The sequence below is a fragment of the Mesorhizobium sp. 113-3-3 genome, assembly GCF_016756495.1.
GTDB lineage: Bacteria > Pseudomonadota > Alphaproteobacteria > Rhizobiales > Rhizobiaceae > Mesorhizobium.
On sequence record NZ_AP023243.1, the window covers coordinates 5671788 to 5685473 of the forward strand.

At 63.2% G+C, this 13686-nt stretch carries 12 protein-coding genes; 1 reads left to right on the forward strand and 11 read right to left on the reverse strand.

The window, feature by feature from the left end:
- Nucleotides 1-7: 7 nt before the first annotated feature.
- The 11 genes from JG746_RS27770 to JG746_RS27820 all read right to left on the reverse strand — a co-directional run bounded on the left by JG746_RS27770 (nt 8) and on the right by JG746_RS27820 (nt 12524).
- Nucleotides 8-850: a class I fructose-bisphosphate aldolase gene (locus JG746_RS27770; RefSeq protein ID WP_202355632.1), complete on the reverse strand. Its 843-nt coding sequence runs from the start codon at nt 848-850 to the stop codon at nt 8-10.
- The gene (locus JG746_RS27775; protein WP_202355633.1) at nt 841-2532 is read right to left on the reverse strand and encodes a glycerol-3-phosphate dehydrogenase/oxidase; all 1692 of its coding nucleotides are present in this window, start codon (nt 2530-2532) and stop codon (nt 841-843) included. The genes JG746_RS27770 and JG746_RS27775 overlap by 10 nt, the downstream gene beginning before the upstream one ends.
- Before the next feature lie 19 nt (nt 2533-2551).
- Nucleotides 2552-3547, reverse strand: a complete 996-nt coding sequence (locus tag JG746_RS27780; protein WP_202355634.1) for an aldo/keto reductase — start codon at nt 3545-3547, stop codon at nt 2552-2554.
- Nucleotides 3544-4524, reverse strand: a complete 981-nt coding sequence (locus JG746_RS27785; protein WP_202355635.1) for a sugar-binding transcriptional regulator — start codon at nt 4522-4524, stop codon at nt 3544-3546. Before JG746_RS27785 ends, JG746_RS27780 begins: the two co-directional genes overlap by 4 nt.
- A 24-nt stretch (nt 4525-4548) precedes the next feature.
- Nucleotides 4549-5535 carry an ABC transporter permease gene (locus JG746_RS27790; protein WP_202355636.1) on the reverse strand — a complete coding sequence of 329 codons (987 nt, stop codon included), beginning with the start codon at nt 5533-5535 and terminating at the stop codon, nt 4549-4551.
- Nucleotides 5536-5554: 19 nt separating this feature from the next.
- Nucleotides 5555-7090, reverse strand: a complete 1536-nt coding sequence (locus JG746_RS27795; RefSeq protein ID WP_202355637.1) for a sugar ABC transporter ATP-binding protein — start codon at nt 7088-7090, stop codon at nt 5555-5557.
- A gap of 92 nt (nt 7091-7182) precedes the next feature.
- Nucleotides 7183-8214: a substrate-binding domain-containing protein gene (locus JG746_RS27800; protein ID WP_202355638.1), complete on the reverse strand. Its 1032-nt coding sequence runs from the start codon at nt 8212-8214 to the stop codon at nt 7183-7185.
- Between the two features lie 345 nt (nt 8215-8559).
- A complete protein-coding gene (locus JG746_RS27805) occupies nt 8560-9582 on the reverse strand; it encodes a zinc-binding alcohol dehydrogenase family protein (protein WP_202359491.1) in 1023 nt (340 codons plus the stop codon).
- 99 nt (nt 9583-9681) lie between these two features.
- Entirely contained in the window at nt 9682-10548 is an 867-nt protein-coding gene (locus JG746_RS27810; RefSeq protein ID WP_446721220.1) for a sugar ABC transporter substrate-binding protein, read from the reverse strand.
- Nucleotides 10549-10689: 141 nt separating this feature from the next.
- On the reverse strand, nt 10690-11475 hold the full coding sequence (locus tag JG746_RS27815) for an ATP-binding cassette domain-containing protein (protein WP_202355640.1): 786 nt from the start codon (nt 11473-11475) through the stop codon (nt 10690-10692).
- The gene (locus JG746_RS27820) at nt 11472-12524 is read right to left on the reverse strand and encodes an ABC transporter permease (protein ID WP_244730471.1); all 1053 of its coding nucleotides are present in this window, start codon (nt 12522-12524) and stop codon (nt 11472-11474) included. Before JG746_RS27820 ends, JG746_RS27815 begins: the two co-directional genes overlap by 4 nt.
- Nucleotides 12525-12690: 166 nt before the next feature.
- Here JG746_RS27820 and JG746_RS27825 point away from each other — a divergent pair, with 166 nt between their 5' ends.
- The gene (locus JG746_RS27825; RefSeq protein WP_202359493.1) at nt 12691-13587 is read left to right on the forward strand and encodes a GntR family transcriptional regulator; all 897 of its coding nucleotides are present in this window, start codon (nt 12691-12693) and stop codon (nt 13585-13587) included.
- The last annotated feature ends 99 nt before the right edge of the window (nt 13588-13686 follow it).

Here is a 13686-nt window from a genome sequence, read left to right on the forward strand (position 1 = left end):
CCGCGACCTATGCCTGGTTGTACAGGTCCCAGGCGACGGCGCCATCGGCATCGTCATGAATGATCGCCATCAGCCCGCGCACGACGGCGCTCGGGTTGGCGTGCTGGTAGATGTTGCGGCCATAGACCATGCCGAGCGCGCCTTGCGCCATCAATGCGGCGGACTTGTCGAACACCGCGCGCAAATCTTCCTTGCCGCCGCCGCGCACCAGCACCGGACAGCGCGCGGCCTCGACGACACGGTGGAAATCGTTGGGATCGGTCGTCGGATCGGCCTTGATGATGTCGGCGCCCATCTCGCGCGCCAGCCGGGTCAAGGTGACGATCTTCTCGGCATCGCCATCGACCATGTAGCCGCCATGCTCGGCGACCGGCAGCATGGCCAGCGGCTCGATCATCAGCGGCAGGCCGTATTTCTCGCAATCGGCGCGCACACGGGCGATGTTCTGCACGCATTGCCTGAACAGGTCCGGCTCGTCGGGCAGCATGAACAGATTGACCACGACGCAGGCCGCATCCATCTCGATGGCGCCGAGAAGAGGCTCGGCTTCGTTCTGCAGCACGGCCCACATCGCCCGATGGCGTATCTTGTTGTACGGATTGCCCATATCGATGCGCATGACCAGCGCCGGCTTGTCCCTGCCCGGTACGGCCTGCAGCAGATCGGCCTGGCCATAGTTCATCTGGATGGCGTCGGGGCCGGCCTTGACCAGTTGGTTGACCACGCCGGCCATGTCTTCGAGGCCGGCCAGGAAGCTCGGCTCGTTGCAGACGCCATGATCGATGGCCACGTCGAGGCAGCGGCCGCCGCCGAACAGCCGGTTCATGCGGACTTTCTTGTTTACGCGCATAGGGCGCTCCTTTGATGCGTCTTGAGGTCGATGCCATGCCGGTCTGCCAGCAAGGCGAGGAAGGTCGAGCATTCGGCGGCGGCCTCGCCGGCGCTCCAGCCCTTGTGCGCCGCCAGCATGTCGAGAACGGCGTTGATGAGGTCGAAGCTGAGCTCACCCGAAATGGCGATGGTGGTGCGGCGCAGGAACAGGTCGGCGAGGCACTCGACCTGCTCATGCTCGATGATGTGCCGGATTTCGCCCGCCGAATAATCCGACCGCGGCAGCATCTGTTCGGCTGCCGAGTGCGCAACGATTTTCCCGGCCGATGTGCCGTAGCGCTGCAGAAGCATCCATGCGCGCTCGACCGGCAGGCCGTGTTCAAGGGCGAATGACGCGCACCAGCTTTCCGGATCGGCCGGATAGTCGCGGCCACCACCGATGGCCATGTCCTGCGTGCCCACACTGCGTTCGAGCCCGAGGCGCTCCAGCACACTGTCGGCCGCCAATGCGCCGAACGAACGAAACGTCGTCCACTTGCCGCCGATCATGCAGAGCGTGGCCGGCAGATGTCCGTTCGCCTCGACGAATTCGCAAAAATGGTCGCGCGGGATGCGGCTCGTGAAACTGTCCTCGCTGGCCGGCAAGGGGCGCACGCCGGAAAAGCGGAACACGATCTGGTCCTCGGTGATCCTGATCGAGGGAAAGACGAAGGCAAGGGACTGGAGGATGTAGCGCTGCTCATCCTCCTCGCAGCGAACCTGGTCCGGATCGTCGACGCGGATATCGGTCGAGCCGACCAGCACCTTGCCGAGATAGGGAAACAGGATGCAGATGCGGCCATCCTCATTCTCGTAGTAGACCATGTGGCCGCCAAGCGCCTCGAGCAGTTCGCTGCTGTCGACGATAAGGTGTGAGCCCTTGGTGCCGCCCATCATCGTTGGCGCCGAGGCACCGATCGCCTTGTTGGTGAGGTCGATCCAGCCGCCGGTTGCGTTGACGACCAGCTGCGCCCGCACCGGCAATTGCTCGCCCGTCAGTGTGTCGGTGACGACCAGTCCGTTGCCGGTCGATGTGACCAGCGCATAGTTCAAGGCGCGCGCGCCGCTGGCGGTGGCATCGAGCAGCATCTCCAGGCCGAGGCGCTCGGGCCGGCTCACCCAGGCGTCGTAATAGGTGGCCGAATTGCGGATCGCCGGATTGATCGCCGGCCACGTCTTCAGCGTCTCGGCGCGTCCCCTGAACCTGTGCGTCGGCATCAGGCGCCGCGCGGCGGTGAACAGGTCATACATGGCAAGTCCGGTCTTGATGACGAGCGCGCCGCGCCGGCTGGGCCTCCGCGTCAGCCCGAGGAAACGCACCGCGCCATTGGCGAGACCGGAGAAGATATCGAAGATCGGCACCGTCGTCGGCAGTGGCGCCACATAGTGCGGCGCGTTCTTCAACAGCCGATCCCGTTCCAGCAGCGATTCACGCACCAGCTTGAACTCGCCGTTTTCGAGATAGCGCAGGCCGCCATGAACCATGCGCGAAAGCGCGGCACTGGCGCCGCTGCAATAGTCGCCCTTCTCCGCCAGCACGACATCGACGCCTTGCAAAGCCAGTTCGCGAAAGACGCTGATGCCGTTGATGCCGCCACCGATGACGAGCACGGCAATGTCCGGCCGGTCGCGCAGACCTGCAAGTGTATGGCTACGGTTCATCGGGGTTCTTGCCTTTTGCTCAGGCATCCATCGCGGTGAGGTGCGCGGCGGCCGCGGCGTCGATGGCCGCAAGCTCGTCTGCTTCGAGCGTGATCTCGCCGGCCCGCGCATTGTCGAGCGCCTGTTCGGGATTGCGCGCGCCGCAAAGGGCGAAAGTGACGCCGGGCTGGGCAAGCGTCCAGGCGATGACGATCTGGGCCATCGACGCCTGGTGGCGTTCGGCGATCGGGGCGATGGCCCCCTTCAGCTTTGCCACCTTTTGCCGGTTGTCCATGGAGAAGCGCGGATTGTCCTTGCGCTGGTCATCGCCGCTGAAGGTGCGCGCCGGATCGACCGTGCCGGTGAGGAGACCCAGCGCCAGCGACGAATAGCTGAGGGTGGCGATGCCGTGCCTGCGGGTGATCGGCAGCAGGCTCGCCTCGATGTCGCGGTCGATAATCGAATAGCGCTCCTGGATCGCATCGAGCTGGCCGGCGTCTATATAGCCGCCGAGATCCTCGGCGCTGATATTGCTGGCGCCGATGGCGCGGATCTTGCCGGCCTCCTTGAGCTTCTCCAGCGCCGCCATCGTCTCGGCGATCGGTGTCGTCGGGTCCTGCCAATGGGTGATGTAGAGGTCGATATGATCGGAGCCGAGACGCCGCAGGCTCTGCTCGACCTCATAGGCGATGCCGTCGGCGCCGAGGTAGCGATGCACCGGCTTGCCGTCCTGGTCGAAGAAATGGCCGCCCTTGCCGGAATGCCAGTTCAATCCGCATTTGGTCGCGATCACCACCTTGTCGCGCTTGCCCTTGATGGCGGCGCCGACGATCGCCTCGCTGCGGCCAAGGCCGTAGGCGGGTGCGGTGTCGATCAGGCTGACGCCGGCGTCGATCGAGGCCTCGATCGCCCGCACCGACTCCTTCTCGTCGGTGCCACCCCACATCCATCCGCCAATTGCCCAGGTACCCAGGCCCACAGCCGACGCCGATATGCCGGACTTGCCGATCTGCCGCTGGATCTGTCGAGAATTCATGCTGCCTCCTGTTTGGCCAGCTCGAGGATGTGGAGCCCGGTGGCCTCGTCCGTGACGATGGTGTCGAGATGGTTTCCGCGCATGGCGGCGAGGATCGGCGCGACCTTGCTCAGTCCACTGGCGATGCCGATCGAGCGCGGGATGGTGGCAAACTCGTCAAGCGTCAGCGAGACCAGCGACCGGTTGAGCGAGTAGTTGCAGAGCTTGCCCCGGCGATCGATGAGATGGGCCAGCAACTCGCCCGTCGCCCCTGACTTCTCGATCGCCTGGCGGTCGGCATTCGAGGAGGGATGCAGGTCGTAGTAGCTGGAATCGTCGGTCAGGATCGAGCCGACACCCACCACCGCGACATCGGCCTCGCGCGCCTTGCGAAACACGTCGGCGACCGAGCTGATGCCCATCAGCATCTCGCGCTGCTGCGCGGTATCGGCAAACAGCGGCGCATGGATCTGGTAGGCGCGGCCGCCGAGCTTGTCGGCCATCAGCGAGGCAACGTGGTTGACGTCGGTATAGTGCTTGCCCTGCACCAGCCCGGTGGCGGGGATGATCTCGACGTCGTAGCGGCGCCCCGGCTTGAGACCGGCGACCAGCGCGCTGACGCCCTTGCCGCCGGTGATCGAAATGGTGTCGCCGTCCTTGATGGTGTCGAGCAGCAGCCCCGCCGCCGCCTCGCCGACCCGCTGCAGCGCCGTGTGCGGATTTTCGGAGACCGATGGCACCACCATCGCCCGTTCGATGCCACCCAGCGCCACCAGCCGCGCCTCGAGTTCAACCAGATGATCGATCGGCGACTTGATCTTGATCTCGACGAGGCCAAGCTGATGGCCTCGCTTGATCAGACGGTTGACGGTGGCGTGCGAGATGCCGAGTTCCACGGCGATCTCGGCCTGGGTCTTGCCTTCGACATAGTGCAGGACAAGCGCCTGGTGCATCTGGCGGACAGCGGCGATGTCGTCGCGGGTGTTGGGAGGGGCCATGGTGTTGCTTCGGTGCGTTTGAGGTCAGGACTTCTTGCGGTGCAGGAAGTGATCGATCGATACGGCAGCGAGCAAGATGCATCCCTTGATCATGTCCTGCCAATAGACCGAGATATCGAGCAGGATGAGCGAGCTTGTCACCACCGAAAGCAGCGCCATGCCGAGGATCGCCCCGAAGATGGTGCCCGAGCCGCCATTGAGCGAGGCGCCGCCGATGACGGCGGCCGCGATTATGTTGAGCTCCATGCCGGCGCCGAAGGTCGGCGTCGCCGCGCCGAAGCGCGCCATGTAGATGACCCCGGCCAACCCCGCGAGGGTGGAGCACAGCACCGTGACCCAGAACTTCACCTGCTTGGTCCTGATGCCCGAGAACTGCGCGGCCTTCTCGTTGGAGCCGGTGTAGAAGACCTTTCGGAAGGCCGTGGCGCGGCGCAGCAGGAAGTCGAAGATCGCCACCACGACGACGAAGATCATGATGACATAGGGGATGTTGTTGAAACTGCCCTGGCCGATCGCCTTGAAGGAAGGCGGCAAGGTGAACAGCGACAGCGGCGTGCCCTTTGTGACGACCAGGCACATGCCGCGCACAATGACCATGGCCGCGAGCGATGTGATGAAATGGTTGAGACCTATCACGGTGACGAAGAAGCCCATGGCCGCGCCGATCAGCGCGCTGACGCCGATGCCGATCAGGCTTGCCGTCCAGGGGTCGAGGCCGGCAAGGAACAGCGCACCGGAGACCACCATCGAGAAGCACACGACCGAGCCGACGGAAAGGTCGATACCGCCGACGATGAGCAGGATGGTCATGCCGACGACGACGATGCCTTCGATGGAGAAGCTCATCAGCATGGCGCGGAAATTGCCCCATGTCAGGAAGTGCGGCGAGGCAAAGCTCATGGCGATGCACAGCGCCAGGATGATGACGATCAGCCCGGCTTCGCGCAGCGATGCGAGGCGGGCGAAATTGATGCGGCGCGCGGCACCGGCGGCCTTGATCTCGGCGTGCACGAGCGCTTCTCCTGATTCCCTAGGCGACATTCTGGGCTTGCCTTTGCATTGAACTGTCCTTGACGCCCGAGGCGAGCATGATGATGGCTTCCTCGCCGAGTTCGCCGGCGCCAAGTTCGCCGGCGATCCTGCCTTCGCGCACGACCATGACGCGGTCGCACAGGCCGATCAGTTCCGGCAGTTCCGACGAGATGACGACGACGCCGACACCGCTGTCGGCGAGCTGGCGCAACAGCCTGTGGATCTCGACCTTGGCGCCAACATCGATGCCGCGCGTCGGCTCGTCCATGATGATGACCTTGGGGCTGACGGATAGCTGCTTGGCGATGGCGACCTTCTGCTGGTTGCCGCCGCTCAGTGTCGAAACGGCGGCCTCGATACCAGCCATGCGCACACCGAGCCTGCCGGTCAGGTCCCGCGCCTGACGATCCTCGGCCTTGCGGTCGAGCAGGCCGAGCGGCCCCGTCAGCCTGGCGAGGTCGAGCGCCGAGATGTTCTGGGCGATCGGCAGATCGAGGAACACGCCGGAACCTTTGCGGTCCTCCGAGAGATAGACCAGCCCCGCCTTGACCGCATCGCCATAGCCGCGCGGACGCAGTGGCTTTCCGTCGAGCGCGACGGTTCCTGCCGTCATCGACCTCAAGCCGCAGATCGTTTGCGCGATCTCGCTGCGGCCGGCCCCGATCAGGCCGCCTATGCCGAGGATCTCGCCGGCGCGAAGCTGCAGATCGACTTCGGCGAAGCGGCGGCCATCGGAAAGGCCCTCGACCGAAAGCAGCAAGCGCCCAGGCTGTTTCGGCGCCAGCTTGTCAGGGTAGAGCTGGGTGATTTCGCGGCCGACCATCTTGCGCACCACGTCATCGGGCGAAACGGCGGCGATCGGGTCGGTCGCGACGTAGCGGCCATCGCGAAAGACGGTGACGCGGTCGCACAGCGAGAAGATCTCGGCCATGCGGTGGCTGATATAGACCACTGAGATGCCGCGCTCCTTGAGCCCGCGCACGATCGAAAACAGGCGCTGTGCCTCGCTCTCGGTCAATGCCGCCGTCGGCTCGTCGAGCATCAACACCTTGCAGTCGAGCGTCAGCGCCTTGGCGATCTCGACGAGCTGCTGGTTGGAAATGGAGAGGTCGGCGACCTTGGTGCGCACCGGAATGGGCGCAAGCAGGTCCATGACCTTCTGGGCATCGGCGTAGAGCTTCTGGAAATTCATCAGCGGCGCGCGCCGGCTGTTGATCGCGGCCATGTAGATATTTTCGGCGACCGTCGCGTCCTGGCAGAGCGCGATCTCCTGATGGACGAGTGCGATGCCGAGGCGTTGGGCGGCCGCGGGCGACGGGATCGAAACCCGCTCGCCATCGATCAGAATGTCGCCCTCGTCAGGCTGCAGCACACCGGCGATCATGTTCATCAGCGTCGACTTGCCAGCGCCATTCTCACCGCACAGCGCGTGGATCTCGCCGCGCCGCAGCTCGAACTGCACGTCGCTCAGCGCCTTGACCGGGCCAAATGCCTTGGACAGGCCGCGGATTTCAAGGATGGGCGCCTGGGTCACGCCATGCTCCTGCGATGAACCTGGAGGGGAGGAAGGAGGCCGAAGCCTCCTTCCCGATTGGTCCGGCCGGAGCCGGAGATCAGGGATCGAGATTATTCCTCGATGCCCTTGGTGCCGCGACGCTTGAGGTACTTGTCCCAGTAGAAGTCGTCGGCATTGTCCTTGGAGACGATGGAGAAGCCATTGTCGACGAAGGGCACGCTCATCGGGTTGAAGCCCGAGCGCTTGGCGTCGTTCATCGGGTCGATCAGGCCGGGATGCTTGGCCATCCACAACAGCATGAAGCCCATATAGCCCTGCATGCCCTGGTTCGGATTGACCGAGCCGAAGATCTCGCCGGCCTTGATCATGTCGAGTATCTTGGCGTTGACGTCGGCGAGCATGACGCGGATCTTGCCGCCGCCTTCCTTGGCGGCCTGGGCGGCGCCGATGGCGGAGTTGGCCTCCGGCATGAACACCGCACCGAGGTCGGGATGCGCCTGCGCCAGGCTCAGCACCGCCTGGTAGGCCTTGGTCGGATCCTGGTTCGAAGCGGCGCGGCCGACGAGCTTCATGTCGGGCCATTTGGCTTCCATGCGGGCGACGAAGGCGTTGACGCGCTTGTCGTGATTGTCCTGGCCCGGATTCTCCAGCACGGCATACTCGCCCTTGCCGTCCATCGCCTTGGCAACGGCGTCGGCGGCATAGGTGCCTTCGGCGATGTTGTCGGAGGTGATGTAGGAGACGCGCTTGGAATTCGGCGAGTCGGCGGCAAAGGTCACCACGGCGGTGCCCTGCTCGATGGCGCGGTTGATCGGCTCGATGAACGGGTCGGAGTTCATCGGGTGCACCAATATGCCGGCCGGCTTCTGCGCCAGCGCCTGGTCGAAGGTGGCGATCTGCTTGTTGACGTCGTATTCCGGCGTACCCGTATAAGCGGTCTCGCAGCCGAACTGCTGGCCGGCCTGCTTGAACATTTCATAGACCGGGAACCAGTATTCGACGCCCGAGACCATGACGTTCATGACGTATTTTTCACCCGGCTCGCATTTGAACGGGTTGGGGGTTTCGGCGCGTGCCAGCATCGGCCCAAAGCAGGTCGATGCAGCCGCCGCGATTGCGAGCGTGCTCAGAAATTTGCGCAAGTTTCCTCCCTTGGCCGAAGCCATCCTCAATGACCGTCGCAGACGCCCTGCGAGCGCTGCCGTATGGATTTGATGAAGCCGACCTTCCTCCGAAAGCCGACGAACGGGACATTACAGCCCCGGTGCGATCTGTCAATATAATTCACATAATGAAATATATTTCAGTCGTGAACAGCAACGACCAGGATCAGACCCGCGGCGTCCAGCGCATCGCGCACGAACAGAGGTGCGCGCCTGAAGAGGCGGCTCGTGGCAAGCTGAAGGGGTGGCTTCCCTGGTCATCGATCTTCCCCGCTCATGATGGCCCCCAGGGGCAGTGGCAAGGCATGATCGTGTCTGCGAAAGTCAGCTCGATCCCGCTACGTCGATAACGGCCTTGATGAGACCCGACTTCTGCCGCGCCCATATCGCGATGTCGCGGGGGCTGTGACGCAGGGTCGTGCGGTGCGTGACGAGCTGATCAATTGGTATTTTTCCAGCGCGGATCGAGGCAATGACGTGCTGGAAATCGCTGTGCGTCGCGTTGCGGCTGCCGATCAGCATCATTTCCCGCTTGTGGAATTCTGGATCGGAGAAGGTGATGTCGCCCTGCACAACGCTGACCATCACCATGACGCCGCCATGGGCAACATAGGCAAAGGCGGACTGCATCGAACGGCTGTTCCCGGTTGCGTCGAAGACGACGTCGAAGCCGGTTTTGGCGGTTCGCTCCGCTATCGTCTCGACGATCGATCCCTTCGAACCATCGATTACCAGGAAACCCAGTTGCGCCGCGAAGGCAAGCCGCTCGGTATCGACGTCCATGACGGTCACGCTCTGTCGCGCTATCCGCGCGAAAAGCGCTGTGCCGAGGCCGATTGGTCCGGCGCCGACAACCAGGGCGCGATTGCCCGGACCCGCCATGGACCTGCGGACCGCGTGAGCACCGATGGCCAGAAACTCGACCGTGGCCGCCTCGACCAGCGACAGGCCGGTCGCTGGCATCAAGTTCTGCGCCGGCACGAGGATCTGCTCGCTCATGGCGCCGTCGCGGTGCACGCCAAGCACCTCGATGGCGACGCAGCAGTTCGGCTTGCCCTGGCGACAAGCGGAACACTTTGCGCAGGCAAGATAGGGATTGATGAGAACTTGCTCTCCGACCGCCATGTCCCCTGCCGCGTTGATTGCCGCTATTGTTCCTGAAAACTCATGGCCCATGACACGGGGATAGGCGAGGAAAGGATGCTTGCCCTCGAAGATGTGGTAGTCGGTTCCGCAAATGCCGACATGGGCGACGTTGACCAGTGCCCAGCCTTCCGGCGGACTGCCTGGCGCCGGCCGCTCTTCGAACAACAGCCTGCCGGGCTCGGCGCAGCGGACGATCTTGATGGTGGGATCCATGGTGCAGTTCCCCCCTTTGCTAACGTGATTTTCGAAGTCGGCAGCAGGAAGCAGTCCGGCGGAGCGATCCTCCGGACTGCTGGTGGATCATTCGAAGTCCTTGACGTTCTTCAGCGTCACCAGGCCGGCGCCGGTGTCGACATTGGCTTCGACGGTTTCCCCGTGGATCGCCTTGACGACAGTGTCGATGCCAAGCTCGCCCATTTTTGCGGGGAACTGTGCAACGCTGGCGTCTTCCGCACCGGACTTGATCGCTTCGATCTCACCACAGCAGGCGTCGAAGCCGACCAGGATGATCTTGTCGTTGGCAATGCCAGCATTGCTGATCGACTTGACGGCTCCCGGGATTGGCGGGCCGCAGGCCGAGTAGATAGCCTTGAGATCGGGATTGGCGGTCAGGATGTCCTCCGTTACCGAGGTGCCGAGTTCGAGCGTGCAGTTGGTGGCCCCCTTGCCGACGACGTCGACCTTGACGTCGCCAAGCCCCTCCATCATGCCGGTCACCCGGTCATCCAGCGCCGGGACACCGGGCACCCCTTGCAGGATTCCGATCTTGTCGCCGCTCTTCAGCACGGTCTTCAGGTACTCTCCGGCGATCTTGCCGCCATTGAGGTTGTTGGTCGAAACCAGCGCCGTCTGGCCTTTCCAGTTGGGGATGCTGTTGTCGACGAGAACGACCTTGATGCCGGCCGCGACGGCCTTGTCCAGCGCCGGCGCAACGGTCGGATCGACCGGGGTGATCGCCAGCCCCTTGACGCCTTGCGTGATCATGGACTCGATCAGCGCGATCTGGCCTTCGATGTCGGTGGCAGCCTGGCCCTGGCCGGTGACCAGCTCGATTTCGGGATGAGCGGCCGCGTATTTCTTGGCGGCATCCTCCATGGTCGAGTAGAACGGCACCGGGAATTTGGTGATCAGGCCGACCTTGATCTTGTCGGCGGCCGAAGCCGGCATCGCAAACGCAACGGCGATCGCCAGCCCTGCGAAGAGTTTTCGGTTCATTGGCATTCCATTCCTCCCTTGGATTGAGGCGTCTTCCGGCGGAAGTCGCTTCAGCTATTTGCGGACCGCAAAAGTCCCCAAATTTCGAGCGAGTCAGGCTCCAACGATCATGGAGACCAGCTCCTGCTTGTTGTCCTTGGTCGGCACCAGTTCGCCGACCTTGCGGCCTTGGCGAAGCACCACGGCGCGGTCGGCAAGTTCGGTGACATGTTCCATGTTGTGGGTGATCAGGATGACGGCATTGCCCTGGTCGCGCAGCGTCGCGACCAGGTTGAGCACTTGCCGCGATTCACGCAGGCCAAGTGCCGCGGTGGGCTCGTCCAGGATCACGACCTTGCGGGCGAATACGGTCGACCGGGCCACCGCAATGGCTTGCCTTTGTCCACCCGACATCATGGCGACGACGGCGTCCAGCCGCGGCAAGGTGACCTTGAGGTTCGCCAGCAGAACGCGGGTCTCGGCGTCCATTCTGCGCTGTTGAAGAAATCGCAGGCCGCGCGGGAGCCATCGCGGTGCGGCCAACTCGCGACCGGCGAAAAAGTTCTGTCCCGGCGTCAGATTGTCGAACAGCGCCAGATCCTGGTAGACGGTCTCGATGCCGGCGAAACGCGCGTCCGCAGGGGAGCGTATCTGCGTCAGCGCACCGTCCAGAAGGATCGCGCCGGCATCGAGTTGGTGCACCCCGCTGATGCATTTGGTGAGCGTCGACTTTCCAGCGCCGTTGTCACCAAGGAGCCCGAGGATCTCGCCGCGTCGAACCTCGATGCTGACATCGTCGAGCGCCACAACCGAGCCGAAACGCTTGGTGGCGCCGCGCACCGCCAGTACGGGATGTTCCGCGTCGGCTGCATGATCGAGGCTGGCCGGAGCGGCGCTCATGATTGCCTCCCGGCCTGCATGACCCGCACACGCCCTTCGAGGTAGTTGCGCAGCACGTCGGACTCGACCGCGATGACGATGACCACGCCGATGACGATAAGCTGGAAGAAGACGTTGACGTTGAGCAGGTTGAGCGCGTTGCGGATGACGCCGATCATGATGGCGCCGATCAAGGCATGGCCAAGATGGCCGCGGCCGCCGAGAAAGCTGGCACCGCCGATGATCACCGCCGCGATCGTATCGAGTTCGAGCAGATTGCCGAAGAGCGGCGAACCGGCGTCGGTGCGTCCGGCAAGGATGACAGCGCCGATGCCGGCGCACAGCCCCGAGATCACATAGACCGAAACCAGGACCCAGGACACGGGAATGCCCATGCGCAAGGCAGCGTCGGGCCGGCCGCCGACGGCATAGATCCAGCGCCCCCAGACCATCGTCTTGGCCATGACGAAAAGGACCGCGGCAACGCCGGCAACGACAAAGACCGATCCCGGCAGGCCCCAGACCGCCTCGCGGCCAAGCGCGTCGATCGAATCCGGCATGCCAGGAATGGCGCGGCCGTCAGCCAGTTGCAGCGCCAGTCCCTTGGCGATGCTCAATGTAGCCAGCGTGATGATGAAGGGATGCGGCAGCCGGCCGAAGACGTAGAAGAGCCCGTTGATGGCGCCGATCGCGGCACCGCAGCCAACCATCACCGCGATCACCACGAAGGCGGGAGCGCCGGCATGAAAGCTCAGCGCGCCGACAACGGAAGCCAGCGCAACGTTCGAGCCGACGGAGAGATCGATCCCGCGTGTCAGGATGACCAGATGCTGTCCCATCGCCACCACCGAGATGACGGCGGTCTGGGCGAGGATGTTGCTGAGGTTGCGCCCCGTCAGGAAATAGGGCGACAGGAAACTGAGAACGGCAATCAGCATCACCAGTATGACGACCGGACCGGCGCTCAGCAGGGCCAGGCCTAGCGCGAGGCCGGGAACGCCTTCCTGTTTCTTCGGTGCTCGCAATGCGGCCTCGCCGACAGTGATGTCGGTGTTTCCCGTTTCAGGCAAAAGTTCCCCTCCCCGCCGGGGCTTTTGTCAGCCTCGTCGTCAAAAACTTCTTCTGTATTTCAGCTTCCTCTTATCGATAAAAAACAACCCCCGTGACTTGGTCAAGTTGTTTTTTATGGATAAAGTTCATGATAAAAGAACAAGGTGTTGCTTTGAGGACGATCCGATGCGAACCGACACTGTCTACAAGAAGGCTTTCAACCGCGTCGCCAGTATGCTGCGCGAAGGACAATTGGCCGGCGAGCTCCCTTCCGAAAATGAACTTAGACGGAGGATGGGCGTTAGCCGCACGACCGTGCGAAAGATTCTGGGAGAACTTGTCCAGCGCGACCTCATCGCCGAGCGCGGCGGCGTCCGGAAGACAGGCCGCGCGGTCGAGGACAGCGACTACTATCCCGACGCCGAAACCACGTCCCGGGCCAAGCATGTCGAACAGCAGTTCATGGAGTGGATGCTGCGGGGTGACACAAGGCCTGGCACCAGCATCAACGAGCTCGAACTCGCGCGGCAGTTCGGTGTCGCGACCAACGGAATTCGCGAGTTCCTCATTCGATTCAGCCGCTTTGGGCTGCTGGAGAAAAGGCCGAATACCGGCTGGCTTTTCAAGGGCTTTACGGAAGATTTCGCCCTTGAGCTGTTCGAGATCCGGGTGATGTTCGAACTGCGCTCGGCGCATCTGTTTTCACTGCAACCCGACAATTCTTCCCTGTGGGAGAAACTTGCCGCGCTCAAGGTTGCGCATACCGAATTGCTGAAACAGATTGAAAGCCGTTACCACGACTTTTCCGGCCTCGACAACCGGTTTCACCGGCTCATAAACGAGGCGTCGCCGAACCGCTTCATCGACGATTTCTATGATATCATCAGCTTCATTTTTCACTATCACTATCAGTGGAACAAGCAGGACGAAAAGCAGCGCAACCAGGCGGCGATCCTTGAGCATCTCGCCTATATCGATGCGCTGGAGAGCCGCGATCCCGACCGAATTGAGCGGGCCTGCCGCGCGCATCTGGCTTCGGCGAGAGCAACGCTGATGCGTTCGCTGATCGGGTTTGACGAATGACGGAAATCGACGCGCCGCAGGCAGGGAATCGACGCGCCCCTTCGGAGTGCGCCGGGACAAAGGCTTCAGGCGTCGCGGATTTCCGTTCCCGGCGCCATC

What these genes read in the sequence shown, in the direction of transcription:
- JG746_RS27780 (WP_202355634.1), bottom strand. Translation starts at nt 3,547, where the DNA reads ATGAATTCTCGACAGATCCAGCGGCAGATCGGCAAGTCCGGCATATCG.
- JG746_RS27770 (WP_202355632.1), bottom strand. Translation starts at nt 850, where the DNA reads ATGCGCGTAAACAAGAAAGTCCGCATGAACCGGCTGTTCGGCGGCGGC.
- JG746_RS27815 (WP_202355640.1), bottom strand. Translation starts at nt 11,475, where the DNA reads ATGAGCGCCGCTCCGGCCAGCCTCGATCATGCAGCCGACGCGGAACAT.
- JG746_RS27785 (WP_202355635.1), bottom strand. Translation starts at nt 4,524, where the DNA reads ATGGCCCCTCCCAACACCCGCGACGACATCGCCGCTGTCCGCCAGATG.
- JG746_RS27825 (WP_202359493.1), top strand. Translation starts at nt 12,691, where the DNA reads ATGCGAACCGACACTGTCTACAAGAAGGCTTTCAACCGCGTCGCCAGT.
- JG746_RS27775 (WP_202355633.1), bottom strand. Translation starts at nt 2,532, where the DNA reads ATGAACCGTAGCCATACACTTGCAGGTCTGCGCGACCGGCCGGACATT.
- JG746_RS27810 (WP_446721220.1), bottom strand. Translation starts at nt 10,548, where the DNA reads ATGCCGGCTTCGGCCGCCGACAAGATCAAGGTCGGCCTGATCACCAAA.